Below are 18,133 nucleotides of genomic sequence, written 5' to 3' on the forward strand. Positions count from 1 at the left end.
TGAGCCTGCTACGACGAAGCAGCATGGGCCGACGCCGCCGCGGATGCAGCAGCGGGTTCGGAGGCGGCAGGCTCGGCGGCGGCGCCACTTGCTGCGCCGCTGGCCGGCGCGCTGGCGGTGGCCGTGCCGGAGGCGCCCACCGCGGGTTTCGGCTTGGCCGCCTGGATTTTGGCGCCGTCGTTCAGCCGGTCTGTGCCGTCCGTGACCACGTGATTGCCTGCGGCAAGGCCGGACACAATGACCGTGTTCTTACCGTCGCTCGGGCCGAGCTTGACCTTGTGCACGGAGACCGTATTGTTAGCATTGACCAGATAGACGAAGTCGCCCGGCGCGCCAGATTGCACGGCGGCGGTCGGCACCAGCACGGCATTCTGCATCGTATCAACCAGCAACTTGACGTTGACGAACTCGTTGGGGAACAGCGCTTCGTCTTCATTGGGGAAAGTCGCGCGCAAGGTGACGGTACCGGTCGCCGTGGCCATCTGGTTGCTGACGGCGTAGAGCACGCCTGTGGCAACCTCGCGCGCGTTGTCGCTGGAATAGGCGGTGACCGGCAAGGTAGCGCCGCCATTCAGGCGCTGCACGATGGAGGCCAGCGCGTCTTGCGGCACCGTGAACTGCACGGTAGTCGGCTTGATGGTGGTGATGACGACGATCCCCGTCGACGATGACGCCGTCACGTAGTTGCCCGGGTCGACCAGACGCAGGCCGACCTTGCCGGAGACCGGCGCGGTGATGCGGCAATAGGTCAGGTCGAGGTCGAACTGGGCGATGTTGGCGAGATCGGCCTGGACCGCAGCCTCGTCCTGCTGCACGAGGAATTGCTGATCCGCAAAGGTCTGCTGGGCGATCGACTTGCGCTCGTTCAACTGCGTGAAGCGGACAAGATCGGCATGCGCCTGGGCCAGCGTTGCGCGGTCTTTGGCGAGTGTCGCCTGAGCCTGCTGCTTGCTGATCTGATACTGGCGCGGATCGATCTGGGCGAGGAACTGGCCTTTCTGTACTTCCTGGCCTTCGTGGTACCCGACGGCCGTGAGGTAGCCGCTTAGCTGCGGCAGCACGGTGACGGTGGCGGTCGGCGTGACCGTGCCGAGTTCGCTCAACGTCACTGGCATCGAACCGAGTGTCGCGCTCGCCACGGTGACGACGATGGGCGCGACGTTGTTCGTGGGTTTCTTCCGGGTCAACAGGTGGACAAGGACAAGCGCGATCAGCGCCAGCACGACAACCGCAAACAGAATGAGCCCGCGTCGGGAGCGCTTTGGTTGCTTGGACACGGCTTCGCTCATAGGTATCTCCGAAAACAGATGCTGCCGTTGATGATCGGGCGGGGAGTCATTCTCTGCCGGGATTTTGGGAACATGCCACGGTTCTCGTGCGTTGTCACAACTCAATGAGCTTTTGGCATGGTGTTAGCTAATCGCAAGCAAAGCGATTGCGCAAAATGCATCACATGGTGACCGGTACAAGGCGACGTTATGGCCTCGCGATTGGACCCATGACGATGAACCCGCTTTGCAATCGGCGGTAATGTTTGGTCAAGATGGCCCGGCGGGATAGCGCGTGCGGCGAGTCGCTGACTGCCGGGAGGGCCTTGCTGACAGACCGTGTATTGCTCATGTTTGCCTTGGTGGAAGCGGGTGGACAGCGATTGCGACGAGGCATGGCATCAATGTACCGGGTGTGCGCAAGGCTTGAGTTACCAGCGTGAAACATGTTGGGGTCTGAAAGACGCCGTCGGGTGTATTCCAGCAGGCAGCCTGCGGCAACGGACGGTTGAACGTGGGGTTTTTGGGGGGACGGCTGTCACGGCGAGTGGCAATATTCGCCGAAAGCTTTTTGAAATTATTTAGGCCGCGTTATCACTCATTCGGCAGCGCGTCCGATACGAGGGCACGTGTCGGATGATGCAATGGCGAATGAGCCTTTATTCGCTCGCGCCCGTAATTTGCACCCTAGCCTGACCGGTCACCTTCAGTTTCATCGACGATCGGATTGCTGGGTGGGCTGCGAAGCCGCATCCCAATAGACGTTGAAACCCATCAATGAAGTGAGCGTTTCCGCTGCCTGTTTCATCATGTCGCCGACTTCGGCCATCGACGGCACGGGGGCCTCGTCGATTCGCTCGATATAGGGCGTCGTCAGTGCCGCAATGGCATGACCGTCCCGGCCGAACACAGGGTAGGCCAGATTCTTCACCCCCTTGACCTGCCGGCTGGACATACGTGCGTTACCGTGTTTGCGGATCTGCGCGAGGTCCTTCGCAAGCTGTTGCGGTTCCATGGCCCGTTCGCCGTCCACCGGAACGTGCAGTTCGAACATCTCGACGCGTTGCGGTTCTTCCTGGAAGGCGAGCAGTACCTGTCCCGACGCGGTATCGGTGAGCCCAATCAACGTGCCGACCTTCAACGCAAAGCCCCAACGCTCCGGACTTTCGACGCCGGCGACGATCAGCACGCGTCCCTTCTGATATACGCACAGATGAAACGACTGGCTGGCCTCTTTGGCGAGTTGTGTCATCAGCGGCAGCGCGCTCGATACTAGCGAGCGCACGGGCTGATGCCGGTGCGCCAGTTGGAAAAGCAGCAGCGATAGAACGTACCGGTCGCCGATGCTGCAAAGGTAGCCGCGCGTTTCCAGCGTCACGACCATCCGGAATATTTCGGCGGTGGTACGGCCGAGTTCTTTTGCGAGTTCCGCAAGAGACAAACCCTCCGCGTGGTCCGCCAGCAATTCGATGATGTCCAGACCTTTTTCCAGTGCAGGTGCCGAATAGCGCGGTGCGTTGGCGTTCAAGTTTCCTCCTGAAATCGCAGATGAAATGGCGCACATGATAACCAGACGGATTGTAGGGCGACTGAAGGTTGTGTGAGCGTTAAACGACCCGTTCGACGGACGGGGAAAACACCTACTAACTTTTCATCAATGAAATAGAGTTTCATATATACAATTTACTTGGAGGTACGGCGAGAGTAGTCAACTGCGCTCAACGGCCGGTTACTGAATGACCCGGAAAGGAGGGCGGATGGCAGCCGTAGCATTCGAGCAGGTCAGAAAATCGTTTGGTGAACAGGAGGTGTTGAAGCAGATCGACCTGCAGGTTCCGGACGGGGAGTTTGTCGTACTGGTCGGGCCGAGCGGATGCGGGAAATCCACGCTGCTGCGTGCGCTGGCGGGCCTCGAAAGCGTCAGCCACGGGCGCATCCTGATAGACGGCGAGGTCGTCAATGCACGGCCGCCGCGCGATCGCGATATCGCGATGGTTTTCCAGAACTACGCGCTCTATCCGCACATGACCGTGCTCGAAAATCTGACGTTCGCGCTCAAGCTGCGCAATCGCGATCCGCAGGAGATTGCCTCGCGCGCGCAAAAGGCGGCGACCATGCTGGGTTTGCAGGATCTGCTGGATCGTCATCCCCGCCATCTGTCGGGCGGTCAGCGGCAACGGGTGGCGATGGGCCGCGCGATCGTGCGCGACCCAAAGGTGTTCCTGTTCGACGAGCCGCTCTCGAATCTCGATGCGAGGCTCCGCGTGCAGATGCGCGCGGAGATCAAGGCGCTGCACCAGCGCCTGCGTGCCACAACAGTCTATGTGACTCACGACCAGATCGAGGCGATGACGATGGCAGACCGCATCGTCGTGCTCAACGGTGGCGTGATCGAACAGATCGGCACACCGCTTGCGTTATATGACGATCCCGACAATCTCTTCGTAGCGGGCTTCATCGGCTCGCCTGCGATGAACTTCTTCGCGGGTACTTACGAACGGCAGGGGGATGGCGCATGCGTGCGCGTCGGCGGGCTTGCGTTGCCGGCGCCGCTCGTCAACGCCACGAATGGACAGCAGGTGACGTACGGCGTTCGTCCCGAGCATCTGAGCCTTGCCGGCGCGAACGGCATGCCGTTCGCGCTCGAAGTGGTCGAGCCGACCGGTGCAGCGACTGAATTGTTCGGCACGGTCGTCGGCCAGGCCTGTTGCGTGATGCTGACCGGCCGTACCGATGTGCGTGCCGGCACGACCATCGCGCTGCTAGCGGACCCCGCCAAGGTACTCGTGTTCGACCGCAGCAGCGGGCGACGGCTGCGCTAAACAGGATGGCGAGCCAAACCGCCGCGAGGCTCGCATTGCACAGTTGCCGCCGGCAAGCTGCGCGGTCCACGGCGGAATCCATAAAGGAGGAGACAATGATGCGTTATAAAACCATGTTCAGGCTCGCAGCTTCGGTATTTGCGCTCGCGGGTGTTGTCGCGTCGGGTCTCGCACATGCCGACGGCGAATACAAAGGCTACACGCTGCGGGTCAAGCTGATCGGCGGCGTCCAGTATGAGGCGCTCTACACGCGCATTCCGCTGTGGGAAAAACAGACGGGTGCGAAAGTCGAGATCGTATCGCGCAAGAGCCATTTCGAGCTCGATCGCGAGTTGAAACAGGACATCGCATCGGGTCATATCGACTATTGCGTGTCGTCCAACCACACGAATTTCTCGGCACAGTACCCGATTTTTCGTGATCTGAAGGGCCTGTTCCCGGCCAGTTACCTGGCGGCGTTCTCGCCGAGTCTGCTCAAGCAGTCCGAAATAAAGGGGCATCTGGTGCAGATTCCGCGCTCGGTCGACATTGAGGCGCTCTACTACAACAAAGCGGCCTACGCCGATCCGGCCAACCAGAGCGCTTATCACAAGCAGTTTGGCGAGCCGCTCGCGCCGCCGAAGAACTATGTTGAATTCACGCAGCAGGCGAAGTTCTTCACCAAAGCGCCGAACTTTTACGGCACGCAATTCCCCGGCAAGGATGAGGCAATCACAGGCACGTTCTATTCGCTCCTGATCGCCAATGGCGGGCAGTTGCTGGATGGGAAAAATCGTCCTGTGTTTAACTCGCCGATCGGCGTCAAGACGCTGAACTGGTTCGTGGACCTATACAAGGCGGGAGCCGTACCCAAGGGGGTGCCGAGCTATGTATGGGACGATCTCGGCAACAACTTTGCTGCAGGCAAAGTGGCACTGGATCTTGACTGGCCAGGCTTTGCTTCGTTCTACAACGATCCGAAGACTTCAAAACTGGCTGGCAACGTCGGCGTGGTGCCGGCGCCGCTCGGCATTGCCAACAAGCGGCCTGGCTGGTCAGGCTCGCATAGCTTCTCGATCACGAAGACCTGTGACCGCCCGGAAGTCGCAGCGAGCTTCATCCAGTTCCTGACCAGCCTCGATTCGCAGATGGTGGAGGCGCGGCTCGGCACGATTCCGTCGCGGGTCGATGCGCAGCAGGCGATCGTGAAGGAGTTCGAGGCGAAACAGGATGCGTATATGGCGCATGCGATCTCGGTGTTCAGCACGGCGGCTCAGCAGGATGCCTTTACGCCTCCGCGGATTCAGCAATGGGACGAGATATCCAACGCGCTGTGGCCAGAACTGCAGAAGGCGCTGATCGGCGACAAATCGTCCCAGCAGGCGCTTGACGATGCGGCGAAAAAAGTTTCCGACATCATGCAGGACGCATCCAACTAGTGACATGCATGGCGCGGCCTGCGCGCCGCGCCATGCAGTCGATCCGTTTTCCCCTGCCTCAGCATGCGCTCCAATATGCGATTCAATATCCGCTATTCGCCTGCCGCACAATCTCCCGGACCGGTTCTGAATGAGAGCCTGGCAGTTCCGTTGAGGCTGCTACTGCCGGCTTTTTTTTCGGTAGCGATCGTCGTTGTGCTGCCGCTGCTTTTTTCGCTCTACACGAGTTTCACCGCGTACAGGCTTATCGATCCGGACACGATCTGGAACGTCGTCGGCCTGCGAAACTATATGCGCGCGTTTGCAAATGGGGATTTCTGGGCCGCGTTCGGTCGTACCGTGCTGTTCCTGACGATTGCATTGAATCTGGAACTGTTGCTGGGCCTCGGAATCGCGTTGCTGCTCAACCAGATTGTGCAAGGCCAGCGCGCGCTGCGCACCATCATGATGTTCCCGATGATGTTTTCGCCAGTGCTCGTCGGTTTTCAGTTCAAGTTCATGCTTAACGACAGCACCGGTGTCGTCAACCATGTACTGCAAACGGTATTCGGACTGAAGACCACGATTCCGTTTCTGGTCGACGCGCAATCGGCGCTCGCTTCGCTGATCGCGGCGGAGGTGTGGAATTCGACGCCGGTGTTCGCGGTCATTCTCCTCGCCGGTCTGATGGCACTCCCGAAGGATCCGATCGAAGCGTCCAAAGTCGACGGCTGCACGCCGTGGCAAACCTTCCGTTACGTAACGCTGCCTTACCTGATGCCGTTCATCTATATCGCGATGACGATCCGTTCGCTGGACGTCGGCCGGGCTTATGACATCGTGCGCATCATGACCAACGGCGGTCCGGGCGGCCGTACCGAACTGCTCTGGACGATGGTGGGCCGCATCGCCTACGACGATTCGCACATGGGTTACGCGAATGCCATCGGCTACGTGTCGGTGCTCGTATCGGTGCTGTTCACGCTGTACTTTTTCCGCAAACTCAACGCGGCGCGCAAACACATGGGGCCGGCCTGACATCATGGGTACTACATTCAATCGCGCTTCCAATCGTGCATCCACATTCGATTCGCTGCGAGCACCGGTGAAACGGGGAGCTTTGTGGCTCGCGGTCTTCCTTGTCATGGCGGTCATCTGCCTGCCCGGCCTTTGGGTCATGCTCAACGCCTTCCGCTCGAATGTCGCGATCCTGTCGAACGAGCCGCTGCTCGATGCCGGCAGCTATACGCTCGATAACTTCCGCAATGTGTTGGGTTTTGGCGGAATGGCGTCGCTGCCGATTCGTCAGTACTTCGTAAATTCGGTGGTGATTTCTCTGGCGAGCACGATCGCTGCGATCGTGGTCGGGGTGGCCGGTGGTTATGCGTTTGCGCGTTTCGAGTTCCGCCACAAAAAGCTCTTGTTCGTGGTGCTGATGCTCACGCGTGCGATTCCGGGCATCGCGCTCTCGCTGCCGATCTTCATGTTGTGGGCGTGGACAGGTCTGCTCGACACGCATATCGGCGTGATCATTGTCTACCTTGCGATGAACGTACCGTTCACGGTCTGGCTGATCGACGGGTTCTTTCGCGAAGTGCCGGCGGAACTGGCCGAGGCTGCTCAGATCGATGGGTGCAGCCGCTGGCAGGCGTTCTGGCATATCGAGCTGCCGCTTGCGCGCTCGGGGGTGGCGTCGGCGGCGATCTTTGCGTTTCTGACCAGTTGGAACGAGTTCGCGCTGGCGTCGCAACTGTGCCGCAGCCCCGATACCAAAACGCTGCCCGTCGGCTTGATGGACTTTACAGCGCAGTTCACGGTGGACTGGGCCGGCATGTGCACGATGGCCGTAATCATCATTATTCCGGCCATCATCCTTACATTTATCGTTCAGAAACACCTGATCGCAGGTCTTACGCTTGGCGGCGTCAAAGGATAGAACAACCATGACCCACATCGAAACCGTAGAAATCCGGCAGGTTGACCTTCAGCCGAAAGTGCGGCGCACGGATGCCATCCAGTCGTTCGTCGTTCAGGAAACAGTGCTGGTCACGATCCGTTGTAGCGACGGCAGCGAAGGCACAGGCTACACATACACGATCGGCACAGGGGGCTCGTCGATCGTCGCGTTGCTGCACGACCATCTGGCGCCGCAGCTGATCGGCCGCAATCCCGCGGAATATGAAGCGATCTGGCGGCATCTGTTCTATCACACGCACGCGACGGCGGTTGGTGCGATCACGAGTCTCGCGCTGGCCGCGATCGACACCGCGCTGTGGGATCGCAATACGCGTGTGGCCGGACTGCCGTTGTGGATTGCCGCGGGCGGTGCAAAGCCACGCGTGCGGACTTATACGACGGAGGGCGGCTGGCTGCACCTGTCGGAGGGCGAGCTTGTCGAGCAGACCTTGCAGGCGCAGGAATCGGGATTCTGCGGTGCGAAGCTGAAGGTCGGGCGCCCACATCTTTCCGAAGATGTGCGGCGACTTGTGGCCGTGCGGGATGCGGTGGGCGACGATTTCGAGCTGATGGTCGACGCGAATCAGGGCTTCACGCTTTCGGAGGCGCTGCGGCGAGCACACGCATTCGAGCCGCTGCACCTCGCGTGGCTGGAGGAGCCGCTGCCCGCTGAAAACATTGCCGGCCATCGGCAACTGAGTGCAGCCACGGCGGTGCCGGTCGCGGTCGGCGAATCGATATACCATCCTGCGCAGTTCGCCGAATATATGAAGGCAGACGCCTGTTCGATTGTGCAGGCGGACGTTGCGCGCGTCGGTGGGATCACGCCGTGGTTGAAGATCGCTCATTTTGCCGAGGCGATGAACATCGCGATCTGCCCGCATTTTCTGATGGAACTCCACGTGAGCCTGTGCGCAGCGGTGCCGAATTCCGCATGGGTCGAATACATCCCGCAGATCGACACGCTCACGGGTTCGCGTGTGAAGATTGAGCAGGGGTATGCGGTCGCGCCGGACGAGCCAGGTCTTGGCATCGATTGGGACTGGGACGCGATTCGCGCGAGGCAGCACGTACATAGGTCGATTGGAACGCCCGCTGAGCGTGTCGCGGCCGGAGGCAGATGATGGACCGCGCGCAGCCGGAGAGAGGCGTGGTGACGGGCGTGCACGACCTTTGGAGAACCCAATGAGACGTTGCCTGATGTTGGATCTCAAGGACTCCCGCGATCTGATTGCCGAGTACGAAGCCATGCATCGCGAGATCTGGCCGGAGGTGGCGGATTATCTGCGCACTCACGGTATCACCCGTATGGAAATTTTCCGTTTGGGCACCCGGCTGTGCATGCTGATGGAGACAGATGGCGCAATCTTCAGCGCTCAACGGTTTGCGGATGCTGAAGCAAATGATCCTGTGCTGGCGGAATGGCAGAGTCTGATGTCGAAGTTTCAGGCCCCAACGCCGTGGACCCCGCCCGGTGAAAAATGGGTCGAAGCGGCGCTTATTTTCGATTTGTCACGGCAACCATGATGGGGGGCTCGAAGGCACCCGTCTGGGCAGTGGTTTGCCAGTCGATTCCGTGCGCGATTCCGTGTATACGCAGGCGTATACGCAAAAATCGTCGATGTCAGTGGAACGCAAGGGATCTGTAGAAAACAAAAAACCCCGTAAGACGTTGATCTTACGGGGTTTCTCGGACTTCTTCGGCTTACGCCGGAACAACTGTTGGTGCCCAGGAGAGGACTCGAACCTCCACGGTGTTGCCACCGCTAGGACCTGAACCTAGTGCGTCTACCAATTCCGCCACCTGGGCACGTCTTCAAGCTAGACCGATATTTTAGCGCGATGATGCAGTGTGTCAATCCCCACATGCAAACAAACCATTGCGTCATCAACCGCCCGGTTGTGCCATGCAGCGAAGCAAAACTTCACTGCTTGACCATGCCAACTTGCGTCGGCACAACCGTCCTGCCAGCCACATGATCCGATCGAAAAATCAGAAGCGGATCACACATAGCTTCACACAAAAAGTAAAGCCGCCGATGTGAAACATCAGGCGGCTTTACTTTTGAATCTGGTGCCCAAGAGAGGACTCGAACCTCCACAGTGTTGCCACCGCTAGGACCTGAACCTAGTGCGTCTACCAATTTCGCCACCTGGGCAGGTGATGAACAGCAAAGAACGCCATTATAGCGACAGATTCAGGGCTGTCAAGCGTTTCTCAAAAGTCGCTTAAACATCGCTGCAGCGAGCCTGCATGCGGCTCACAGCGATTATTGCCGGGCCGCGTGGCGCGCAAGACGGGTGTTAGAATGCCTCGCAGTAGTTCGTTGGCACGGTGCACACGCCCGTCGGACTCAGACTTGAACGAGCCGGACCCGAGCAGTCATTCCAGTGCAATCGCAAGTGCAACTTAAGCGCAACCCAAACGCTTCTTAAGCCGAGCCACATCGCCGACCGACGTCCATGCAACGAGAAAAAATCATCGACAAGCCCTTGAGCAAATTCCCGTATCCGATCCCAAGCCGCGAAGAAATCCTCGGCGTCCTGCGCTTGAGTGAAGCGCCGCTTGCCGCGAACGACATCGCCGAAGCCCTGTCGATCAAGCGCCAGGAGCGCGAAGGATTTTTCAAGCGCTTAGGCGCCATGGAGCGCGACGGCCAGATTCGGCTCGATCAGCGCAATCTCTATCAGCTGACCCATCCGTCGAACTTCGTCGCGGGCCGCGTGCAGGGCCATCGCGACGGCTACGGCTTCCTCATTCGCGACGACGGTCAGGACGATCTGTTCCTGCCCACCGGCGAAATGCAGAAGGTCATGCACAACGATCGCGTGCTTGCGCGTATCGTCGGCTATGACCGCCGCGGCAGGCCGGAAGGGCATATCGTCGAAGTCACGGATCGCGCCAACAAACGCGTGATCGGCCGCCTGCTCAACGAGAACGGCGCGCTGATCGTCGCGCCCGAAGACAAGCGCATTGGCCACGACATCCTGATCCAGCAGAACACCAAGAAGGCCAAGGTCGGCCAGGTGGTGGTGGTCGAGCTGACCGATTTCCCGAGCCGTCATTCGCAGCCGCTCGGCCGCGTGGTGGAAGTGCTGGGCGATATCGACGACCCCGGCATGGAAATCGAAATCGCGGTGCGCAAGTACGGCGTGCCGCACGAATTCAGCCAGGCAGCGCTCGACGAAGCCGCCAAGCTGCCCGACGAAGTCCGTCCAGTCGACGCGCGTCATCGCATCGACCTGCGCGACGTGCCGCTCGTCACGATCGACGGTGAAGATGCCCGCGACTTCGACGACGCGGTCTATTGCGAGCCGGTTCAGGTCGGCCGTGGTGAAGGCTTCCGCCTGATCGTCGCGATCGCGGACGTCTCGCACTATGTGCATCCGAAGAGCGGGCTCGACGCGGACGCGCTCGAACGCAGCACTTCGGTGTACTTTCCGCGCCGCGTGATTCCGATGCTGCCGGAGAAACTGTCGAACGGGCTGTGCTCGCTGAATCCGCATGTCGACCGTTGCGTACTGGTGTGCGACATGATCGTCACCGCACGCGGCGAAGTGAAGGCGTATCAGTTCTATCCCGGGGTGATCAATTCCGCCGCGCGCCTGACGTACACCGAAGTCGCCGCGGTGCTGAAGAACACCAAGGGTCCGGAAGCGACACGCCGCGCCGCCTTGCTGCCGCAACTGCAGAACCTGTACGGCGTCTACAAGTCGCTGTTCGCCGCACGCCAGAAGCGCGGCGCGATCGACTTCGATACGACCGAGACCTACATCGTCTGCAATGCGCAGGGCAAGATCGAGCAGATCGTGCCGCGCACCCGCAACGACGCACATAAACTGATCGAGGAATGCATGCTGGCCGCGAACGTCTGCGCGGCTGACTTCCTTAAGCGCAACAAGCATCCGGGTCTGTACCGCGTGCACGCCGGGCCGACTGTCGAGAAGCTCGAGAATCTGCGCACGTTCCTGCGCGGCATGGGACTTTCGCTCGGCGGCGGCGACAAGCCGCATGCGAGCGACTACGCGGCGCTGATGGCGCAAATCCGTGAACGGCCCGACGCGCAGATGATGCAAACCATGCTTCTGCGTTCAATGCAGCAGGCCGTCTACAGCCCGGACAACATCGGCCACTTCGGTCTCGCGTACGAAGCCTATGCTCACTTCACGAGCCCGATCCGCCGCTATCCCGATCTGCTCACGCACCGCGCGATCTACGCGATCCTGCAAGGCCGCAAATATCAGCCGGAGCCGCCGCATGGCGTCGAGTTGAATACGGCGCTGTCGCCGCGCGCCCGCGCGATGCAGCAAGCCGACGACGAAAAGCGTGGCCGCCAGCGTTCGAACAACGTGGCGATCTGGGAAGAACTCGGTCTGCATTGCTCGGCTAACGAACGCCGCGCGGACGAAGCATCGCGCGACGTCGAAGCGTGGCTCAAGTGCTACTTCATGCGCGACAAGCTCGGCGAAGAGTACGGCGGCATGGTGAGCGGCGTGACGTCGTTCGGCATTTTCGTGCAGCTCGACTCGCTCTTTATCGAAGGCCTCGTGCACGTCACCGAACTGGGCTCGGACTACTTCCAGTACGACGAAATCAAGAACGAGTTGCGCGGCGAGCGCACCGGCATTCGCTACCGCCTGTCGGATCGCGTGCGGGTGCAGGTAAGCCGCGTCGATCTCGATGCGCGCAAGATCGACTTCCGCCTCGTGCGCGATACGCCGATCAAGCCGCCGACGAATCGGCCGGCCCTCGCCGACAAGACATCAGCCGAAAGCGGCGGCGCACGTGTGCGTTCGTTGCCGCCGGGGGATGGCGGAGCAGGCGGCGGGGCGGCAGGTGCGGGTGGTCGGCGCAAGAAGGCAGCGCCGGCGCAAACCGCGGCCGTCAAGGAAGCGCGCGAGGCGCGCGGTGCGGCGAAGAAGCATGGTGGGGCTCCGGCCAAGCCGGCATCGAAACCGCAGGCCCGCAAGAAGCGCTGAAATCGCATGACGGCTTGAACCGCGCGCATCGGGTACGTTGATACGTACCCGATGCGCGCGGTCTTCGTTTTATCGTGATCAGGTCAGGTACCGAAGCGGGTACTCAGGCAACACAGCAAGCATCAAAGTAAGCAAGCTCGTATTCATCACAGCAGCGCGCGTTTCAAGGCGCGTTCAATCAAAGGTTTCTCAGTCATGTCACGTCTCAAGGTTCTATACGGTTTCCACGCAGTGACCGCACGTCTGCGGCACGACGCGTCGACGGTCGAAGAGGTTTATTACGACGCCACGCGCAAAGACCGTCGCATGACCGAGTTCCTGCACACGGCGAAAGAAGCCGGCGTGCGTCTGATCGCCGCCGACGAAACGCGTCTGTGGGGTCTCGCGCATACCGAGCGTCACCAGGGCGTGGTCGCGCGTGCGACCGACATGCCGCTCGCGCAGAATCTGGCCGAACTGCTCGACGGCATCAACGGTTCGCCGTTGATTCTGGTGCTGGACGGCGTGACCGATCCACACAATCTCGGCGCCTGCCTGCGCGTGGCCGATGCGGCCGGCGCGCACGCGGTGATCGTGCCGCGTGACCGCGCGGTGGGTTTGAACGCGACGGCCGCGAAGGTGGCGAGCGGCGCAGCCGACACCGTGCCGTACATCACCGTCACGAATCTGGCGCGCGCGCTGCGTGAGTTGAAGGATGCGGGCGTGTGGGTGGTCGGTACCGCCGAAGAGGCGACCAAGAGCCTCTACGAGACCGAACTCGACGGTCCGGTCGCGCTGGTGATGGGCGCCGAAGGCGAGGGCATGCGGCGCCTCACGCGCGAAACCTGCGACATGATCATGCAGATTCCGATGGCGGGTACGGTCGAAAGCCTGAACGTTTCCGTGGCGAGCGGTGTGTGCCTGTTTGAAGCCGTGCGTCAGCGCTCGGTGAAGAAGAAGTAAATCCCCTGATCATTCGACGCCGGTCCGTTCGCCGAGCTATCCATGCTCATGGCAGGGCCGGCTCGCATATCGCCGGTAGAAGCAGCGTTCGGACGCGCGTGGCGAGCACTTTTGCCAGCCGCCGCGCCGGGTAAATCCGGCGCTCGCTCGCCACTCCGGTAAACTCATCGTTTTTACTGCTCGCCTGCATTTCCCATGACCCAAGACGAACTCAAACAACTGGTCGGCCAGGCCGCCGCCGACTATGTGAACGCCAACGTGCCGGAAGGCTCCGTGATCGGCGTCGGCACTGGCTCCACCGCGAACTGTTTCATCGACGCGCTGGCCGCCAGCAAGACCCGCTATCGCGGCGCGGTGTCGAGCTCGCTCGCCACCACCGCGCGTCTGCAGTCGCACGGTTTCAAGGTGCTCGACCTGAACGAAATCGATTCGCTGCCGGTGTATGTGGACGGCGCCGACGAGATCGACCATAGCGGCGCGATGATCAAGGGCGGCGGCGGCGCGCTGACGCGCGAGAAAATCGTCGCATCGGTGTCGGACGTATTCGTCTGCATTGCCGATGCGAGCAAGCTGGTCGACACGCTCGGCAACTTCCCGCTGCCGATCGAAGTCGTGCCGATGGCGCGTACCGCGATCGGCCGTCGCGTGACGGCGCTCGGCGGTGTGCCGGTGGTGCGTGTGACCCAGGAAGGCGTGCCGTTCATTACCGATAACGGCAACGAGATTATCGACGTCAAGGGTCTGCGCATCAGCGACCCGCGCACGCTGGAAATGCACATCAATGCATGGCCGGGTGTGGTGACGGCGGGCCTCTTCGCAGGCCGCGGCGCGAATCTGTGCATGCTCGGCACGGATACGGGCGTTGAGACGATCGAATACAGCAGGAGCTGAGTAGGGCGCTTCTGCAGTGAAGCGCGAGCCTGCTTCGGCGGACTCGCGCGCCAGCATTGACCCAGTATGAGCCCGCGTTGACCGGCACCAGCCTACTTCGGCACGCTCCCGCTCCCGCAAAGTCCAACGTCTGCCCGCACTAATCAACGTCAACCAGCGCTAGCCCGCAGCTTGCCCGATCGCCTGCATCATCCGCTGCAAATACTGATCCACTGAGAACTCATTTTGCGCATCGGCAAGCGCCTGATCCGCGAGACGCTGCGCTAGTGCCGGATCGGCGCGCAATGCGCCGATCGCATCGGCCAGCGCGGCCACGTCCCCCGGTTTCACCAGCCAGCCATTGCGCTGATGCCGGACGATCTCGGTCACACCGCCCGCGGCCGCTGCAATCACCGGACGCGCAGCCGCCATCCCTTCGACGATCACCCGCCCGAACGGCTCCGGCTCGGTCGACGTGTGCAAGATCACATCCATCGCTTTCATCCATGCGGGCACGTCGTCCTGAAAGCCCGCGAAATGCACGCGATCCGCTACGCCCAGTGCATCGGCCTGCTCATGCAGACGCTGCGCGTACGCGTCCTCGCCGAATAGCGGCGCACCGACCAGCACCAGGTGCACGTCGGGCAACCGCGCCATCGCCTCGAGCGCAATGTGCTGACCTTTCCATGACGCGAGACGACCGAACAAACCCGCGAGCCACGCATGCTCGGGCAAGCCCAGACGCCGGCGCAGCGCGGCCATGTCGGTGCCATCGATACGCTTGAACGCGCCGGCGTCGATACCGTTGTAGACGACCGGCACCGAGTCGGCCGCGATGCCGGTCAGCGCCATCAACGATCGTTTCGATGCCTGCGAATTCGCTATCACCTGATCAACGGCGAAACGCACCAGCCACTTGATGACGCTCAGCTGCACGCGTCCAAAATGCTCGCGCGTGAGAATGTCGTGCTGATACCAGATCACTGGTTTGCGATGCAGCGGTTTGCCGAGCGCACCCAGCACGAGTGCTTTTTGTGTGTTGAGAAACAGCACGTCGAATGTGCGCGCACGCGCCGCGATCGCACGGACCTGGCGCACAATGCCTGGCACGACGCGCAGACAGTTCAATCCGGACGCTTGCCGAACGATGCCAGACACGCGCGCGTCGTTGAGCACCTGCACGCGAGCGCCGAGCGCTTCGAGACGTCTGCGGAATGGGCCATCGGAAAGCAGCACGACTTCGCTGCGTGCGATGCAGCTTCCGGCCAGTTGCAGGAGCGCGAATTCGGCACCGCCAAGCTGGCCGCTCTGATCGACAAATAGCACACTCGGCATCGTCGGCGAAAGTGTTGCCGATGTTGCCGTCGGTACCGATGATGCCGGCGCGGCGGAGGGATCGATCCGGGCTGGCTGAACCAGTGGCAAAGAATGGGCGAGTGGAGAAACGTCGATCGTCGGGCGCATAAGGTGCGAAGTCGGGCGAAATGATTGAACACACGATTCGCAAGAGGCGAATAGCGAGTCCTCATTATTCGCGGACTGTCACGCGTCGAATGTGGGCATACGCACGCAACGTAAATGATGTGGCACATACACTCGTTGCTATGGCCATGGGTCGTTTACTAATAGGTGGGGAGATCATGAAAGTGGCGATCGTGCACGACTGGCTCGTCGCACCCGGCGGCGCCGAGAAAGTGCTCGAACAGATCATCGAGTGCTTCCCCGATGCCGATCTCTTCAGTCTCGTCGATTTTCTCGAGGATCGCGGACCTGTTGGCGGCAAACCTGTCACGACGTCGTTCATCCAGCACCTGCCGTTTGCGCGGCGTCGCTATCGCGCGTATCTGCCGTTGATGCCGCTGGCGATCGAGCAGTTCGATCTCTCGGGTTACGACCTCGTCATCACGAGTTCCTACGCAGTCGCCAAGGGTGTGCTGATCGGCCCCGATCAGACGCACGTGAGCTACGTGCATTCGCCAATGCGCTACGCGTGGGATCTGCAACACCAGTATTTGCGCGAAGCGAAGCTGACGCGCGGGCCGAAGTCATGGGCCGTGCGTGCGTTGCTTCATTATCTGCGCGGCTGGGATTCGCACTCGGCGAACAGTGTCGACCGGCTGATCGCGAATTCGCAATTCGTTGCGCGGCGCGTGATGAAGACTTACCGGCGTGATGCCGCGGTCATTCCGCCTCCCGTCGACGTGCACAAATTCGAACTGTGCACGCACAAGGACGACTTCTATCTGACCGCCTCGCGGATGGTGCCGTACAAGCGCATCGATCTGATCGTCGAAACCTTCAACGCCACGCCGCACCGCAAGCTGATCGTGATTGGCGATGGCCCCGAGATGGCTGCGATTCGCGCCAAGGCTGGTCCGAATGTGACGATCCTCGGCTATCAGCCGTTCAAGGTTCTCAAGGATCATCTGCAACGCGCGCGCGCCTTCGTGTTCGCCGCCGAAGAAGACTTCGGCATCGTCGCACTCGAAGCGCAGGCGTGCGGCACGCCGGTCATTGCGTTCGGCAAGGGTGGGGCGCTCGAAACGGTGATACCGGTCGGCGAGGCGCATCCTACCGGCGTGTATTTCGGACGCCAAACAGTCGTGTCGATGCTCGACGCAATCGACCGCTTCGAACGGCAGCGTGACCAGATCACGCCGGCGGCATGCCGCGCGAATGCCGAGCGTTTTTCCGCGGCGGTTTTCCGGCGCGCCTTCATGGCCGAGGTGACGCGCACGATCGCGGCGTCGGGTTGGCGTCTGCGGGTGGCGGCGGTCGAGCGGATCGAAGACGATCTGGTCGCCGAAGACCTCGCGTGGCCCGCCGAACGCGTGCAGGGCGGCAGTTGGGGACGCTGACGCCGGCGAGTTCGAGTGCAGTCGTGACACGGGTGGCGTGAGTTCGCGAAAGGGTCTCAAAGCACAATCGAATATCTCTATATTCGCATATTGCGAACTTCTCGATATGCGAATAAAATGGATTTTGTCTTACTGCAGCAAGACGTTGCTAGCTGTTCGGACTATGCCGTCCGGCTGGCTATCGGTGTCGATCCCATCCCTTTAGCCTTACAGGTAGAGCGTGCATGTTCAGTGCGCGTGTACGTGTGAGGAAATCCGATGCGGGTCATTTCGAAGAAAGTATTGCTGGACTTTATAAAGCGACATCCGGAGGCGCGCAGTGCGTTGTTGACGTGGTACTCACTGGCGCAGGCTTGCCTCGCGTATGGCTATAACGACCTGAAGCAGACGTTCGCGGGCGTGGACTACGTGTCACCGCAATACACCGTTTTCGATGTAGGCGGCAACCGGTTCCGGATCGTCGCGGCGATTCACTACAACAGGCAGTCGTTGTTCGTTCGTCATGTATTGACGCATGCGGAATACGACCTTTGGACGAGGAAGAATTTAAACTCATGAATGCCGATCGCCTTCCGGGAGCCTTTCCCGACATCGCTCAAACCTGGGCTGCACTGCAAAGCCAGTTGCCGATCACGCCCATTCGCAACGAGCAGGATTATCAGAAGATGGTGCGGCTCGCCAACGCGCTCGCCGATCACCTGAACGGTAACGAGGAGGATCCGCTGGCCGATCTGTTCGCGATCGTCACCGACCTGATCGAAAGCTGGGAAGCGCACAACGTGACGATCCCGAAAGCGGAGCCACGCGAGGTGTTGCGGCATCTGCTGGAGACGCACGGGCTCAAGCAGAAGGATCTGATCGGTATCGCATCGCCCACCGTGGTGAGCGATATCCTCGCAGGCCGGCGCGCCATCAGCAAAAAGGTGGCGAAGGCGCTGGCCGTGCGTTTTCGTACCGATGTCAGCGCGTTTCTGTAAGAGCGTCGCCGCGTTCTATACGCCTGAACCTCACACCAATGCAAAAGGGCTGTGCCTCGATCC

At 60.9% G+C, this 18,133-nt stretch carries 15 protein-coding genes and 2 tRNA genes; 12 read left to right on the forward strand and 5 right to left on the reverse strand.

Translation table 11 applies throughout. The features are described from left to right. Positions 1 to 8: 8 nt before the first annotated feature. On the reverse strand, positions 9 to 1,289 hold the full coding sequence (locus PQR40_RS20195) for an efflux RND transporter periplasmic adaptor subunit (RefSeq protein WP_408509733.1): 1,281 nt from the start codon (positions 1,287 to 1,289) through the stop codon (positions 9 to 11). Between the two features lie 691 nt (positions 1,290 to 1,980). Next, positions 1,981 to 2,796 carry an IclR family transcriptional regulator gene (locus PQR40_RS20200; protein WP_408509734.1) on the reverse strand — a complete coding sequence of 272 codons (816 nt, stop codon included), beginning with the start codon at positions 2,794 to 2,796 and terminating at the stop codon, positions 1,981 to 1,983. 229 nt (positions 2,797 to 3,025) lie between these two features. Here PQR40_RS20200 and PQR40_RS20205 point away from each other — a divergent pair, with 229 nt between their 5' ends. The 6 genes from PQR40_RS20205 (at position 3,026) to PQR40_RS20230 (ending at position 8,970) form a co-directional block, all read left to right on the forward strand. Next, the gene (locus PQR40_RS20205; protein WP_408339703.1) at positions 3,026 to 4,090 is read left to right on the forward strand and encodes an ABC transporter ATP-binding protein; all 1,065 of its coding nucleotides are present in this window, start codon (positions 3,026 to 3,028) and stop codon (positions 4,088 to 4,090) included. 95 nt (positions 4,091 to 4,185) lie between these two features. After that, complete coding sequence (locus PQR40_RS20210; RefSeq protein ID WP_408235367.1) at positions 4,186 to 5,508, forward strand: ABC transporter substrate-binding protein; 1,323 nt, start codon at positions 4,186 to 4,188, stop codon at positions 5,506 to 5,508. A 75-nt stretch (positions 5,509 to 5,583) separates the two neighbouring features. Continuing rightward, positions 5,584 to 6,525, forward strand: coding sequence for a carbohydrate ABC transporter permease (locus tag PQR40_RS20215; protein WP_408509735.1), 942 nt, complete (start codon positions 5,584 to 5,586; stop codon positions 6,523 to 6,525). 4 nt (positions 6,526 to 6,529) lie between these two features. Then, positions 6,530 to 7,423: a carbohydrate ABC transporter permease gene (locus PQR40_RS20220; protein WP_408235373.1), complete on the forward strand. Its 894-nt coding sequence runs from the start codon at positions 6,530 to 6,532 to the stop codon at positions 7,421 to 7,423. Between the two features lie 7 nt (positions 7,424 to 7,430). Then, complete coding sequence (locus tag PQR40_RS20225) at positions 7,431 to 8,567, forward strand: mandelate racemase/muconate lactonizing enzyme family protein (RefSeq protein WP_408235376.1); 1,137 nt, start codon at positions 7,431 to 7,433, stop codon at positions 8,565 to 8,567. Between the two features lie 61 nt (positions 8,568 to 8,628). Then, positions 8,629 to 8,970 carry an L-rhamnose mutarotase gene (locus tag PQR40_RS20230; protein ID WP_408235379.1) on the forward strand — a complete coding sequence of 114 codons (342 nt, stop codon included), beginning with the start codon at positions 8,629 to 8,631 and terminating at the stop codon, positions 8,968 to 8,970. 196 nt (positions 8,971 to 9,166) lie between these two features. On the opposite strand, the gene PQR40_RS20235 is transcribed toward PQR40_RS20230, so the two are convergent. Continuing rightward, positions 9,167 to 9,253: transfer RNA gene (locus PQR40_RS20235), tRNA-Leu, on the reverse strand. A gap of 262 nt (positions 9,254 to 9,515) precedes the next feature. Next, positions 9,516 to 9,602: transfer RNA gene (locus PQR40_RS20240), tRNA-Leu, on the reverse strand. Between the two features lie 304 nt (positions 9,603 to 9,906). Here PQR40_RS20240 and rnr point away from each other — a divergent pair. From rnr to rpiA, 3 genes are all read left to right on the forward strand, one after another. Continuing rightward, on the forward strand, positions 9,907 to 12,423 hold the full coding sequence (rnr, locus tag PQR40_RS20245) for a ribonuclease R (protein WP_408393644.1): 2,517 nt from the start codon (positions 9,907 to 9,909) through the stop codon (positions 12,421 to 12,423). A gap of 195 nt (positions 12,424 to 12,618) precedes the next feature. After that, positions 12,619 to 13,365 carry a 23S rRNA (guanosine(2251)-2'-O)-methyltransferase RlmB gene (gene rlmB / locus PQR40_RS20250; RefSeq protein WP_408235400.1) on the forward strand — a complete coding sequence of 249 codons (747 nt, stop codon included), beginning with the start codon at positions 12,619 to 12,621 and terminating at the stop codon, positions 13,363 to 13,365. 195 nt (positions 13,366 to 13,560) lie between these two features. Further along, entirely contained in the window at positions 13,561 to 14,256 is a 696-nt protein-coding gene (gene rpiA / locus PQR40_RS20255) for a ribose-5-phosphate isomerase RpiA (protein ID WP_408340494.1), read from the forward strand. 159 nt (positions 14,257 to 14,415) lie between these two features. On the opposite strand, the gene PQR40_RS20260 is transcribed toward rpiA, so the two are convergent. Further along, positions 14,416 to 15,570 (reverse strand): glycosyltransferase family 4 protein, encoded by a 1,155-nt coding sequence (locus PQR40_RS20260; protein ID WP_408235406.1) that lies wholly within the window; start codon positions 15,568 to 15,570, stop codon positions 14,416 to 14,418. A gap of 305 nt (positions 15,571 to 15,875) precedes the next feature. Here PQR40_RS20260 and PQR40_RS20265 point away from each other — a divergent pair, with 305 nt between their 5' ends. From PQR40_RS20265 to PQR40_RS20275, 3 genes are all read left to right on the forward strand, one after another. After that, positions 15,876 to 17,093 carry a glycosyltransferase family 4 protein gene (locus tag PQR40_RS20265; protein ID WP_408235409.1) on the forward strand — a complete coding sequence of 406 codons (1,218 nt, stop codon included), beginning with the start codon at positions 15,876 to 15,878 and terminating at the stop codon, positions 17,091 to 17,093. Between the two features lie 258 nt (positions 17,094 to 17,351). Further along, positions 17,352 to 17,651, forward strand: a complete 300-nt coding sequence (locus PQR40_RS20270) for a type II toxin-antitoxin system HigB family toxin (RefSeq protein ID WP_408235412.1) — start codon at positions 17,352 to 17,354, stop codon at positions 17,649 to 17,651. Next, positions 17,648 to 18,070, forward strand: a complete 423-nt coding sequence (locus PQR40_RS20275) for a helix-turn-helix domain-containing protein (RefSeq protein ID WP_408211543.1) — start codon at positions 17,648 to 17,650, stop codon at positions 18,068 to 18,070. Before PQR40_RS20270 ends, PQR40_RS20275 begins: the two co-directional genes overlap by 4 nt. Positions 18,071 to 18,133 lie beyond the last annotated feature (63 nt).

It is taken from the genome of Paraburkholderia sediminicola, assembly GCF_046026855.1.
Classification (GTDB): domain Bacteria; phylum Pseudomonadota; class Gammaproteobacteria; order Burkholderiales; family Burkholderiaceae; genus Paraburkholderia; species Paraburkholderia sediminicola_A.

What these genes read in the sequence shown, in the direction of transcription:
- PQR40_RS20210 (WP_408235367.1), top strand. Translation starts at nt 4,186, where the DNA reads ATGATGCGTTATAAAACCATGTTCAGGCTCGCAGCTTCGGTATTTGCG.
- PQR40_RS20220 (WP_408235373.1), top strand. Translation starts at nt 6,530, where the DNA reads ATGGGTACTACATTCAATCGCGCTTCCAATCGTGCATCCACATTCGAT.
- PQR40_RS20275 (WP_408211543.1), top strand. Translation starts at nt 17,648, where the DNA reads ATGAATGCCGATCGCCTTCCGGGAGCCTTTCCCGACATCGCTCAAACC.
- rlmB (WP_408235400.1), top strand. Translation starts at nt 12,619, where the DNA reads ATGTCACGTCTCAAGGTTCTATACGGTTTCCACGCAGTGACCGCACGT.
- PQR40_RS20230 (WP_408235379.1), top strand. Translation starts at nt 8,629, where the DNA reads ATGAGACGTTGCCTGATGTTGGATCTCAAGGACTCCCGCGATCTGATT.
- PQR40_RS20260 (WP_408235406.1), bottom strand. Translation starts at nt 15,570, where the DNA reads ATGCCGAGTGTGCTATTTGTCGATCAGAGCGGCCAGCTTGGCGGTGCC.
- PQR40_RS20270 (WP_408235412.1), top strand. Translation starts at nt 17,352, where the DNA reads ATGCGGGTCATTTCGAAGAAAGTATTGCTGGACTTTATAAAGCGACAT.
- PQR40_RS20205 (WP_408339703.1), top strand. Translation starts at nt 3,026, where the DNA reads ATGGCAGCCGTAGCATTCGAGCAGGTCAGAAAATCGTTTGGTGAACAG.
- PQR40_RS20265 (WP_408235409.1), top strand. Translation starts at nt 15,876, where the DNA reads ATGAAAGTGGCGATCGTGCACGACTGGCTCGTCGCACCCGGCGGCGCC.
- PQR40_RS20225 (WP_408235376.1), top strand. Translation starts at nt 7,431, where the DNA reads ATGACCCACATCGAAACCGTAGAAATCCGGCAGGTTGACCTTCAGCCG.
- PQR40_RS20195 (WP_408509733.1), bottom strand. Translation starts at nt 1,289, where the DNA reads ATGAGCGAAGCCGTGTCCAAGCAACCAAAGCGCTCCCGACGCGGGCTC.
- PQR40_RS20215 (WP_408509735.1), top strand. Translation starts at nt 5,584, where the DNA reads ATGCGATTCAATATCCGCTATTCGCCTGCCGCACAATCTCCCGGACCG.
- rpiA (WP_408340494.1), top strand. Translation starts at nt 13,561, where the DNA reads ATGACCCAAGACGAACTCAAACAACTGGTCGGCCAGGCCGCCGCCGAC.
- rnr (WP_408393644.1), top strand. Translation starts at nt 9,907, where the DNA reads ATGCAACGAGAAAAAATCATCGACAAGCCCTTGAGCAAATTCCCGTAT.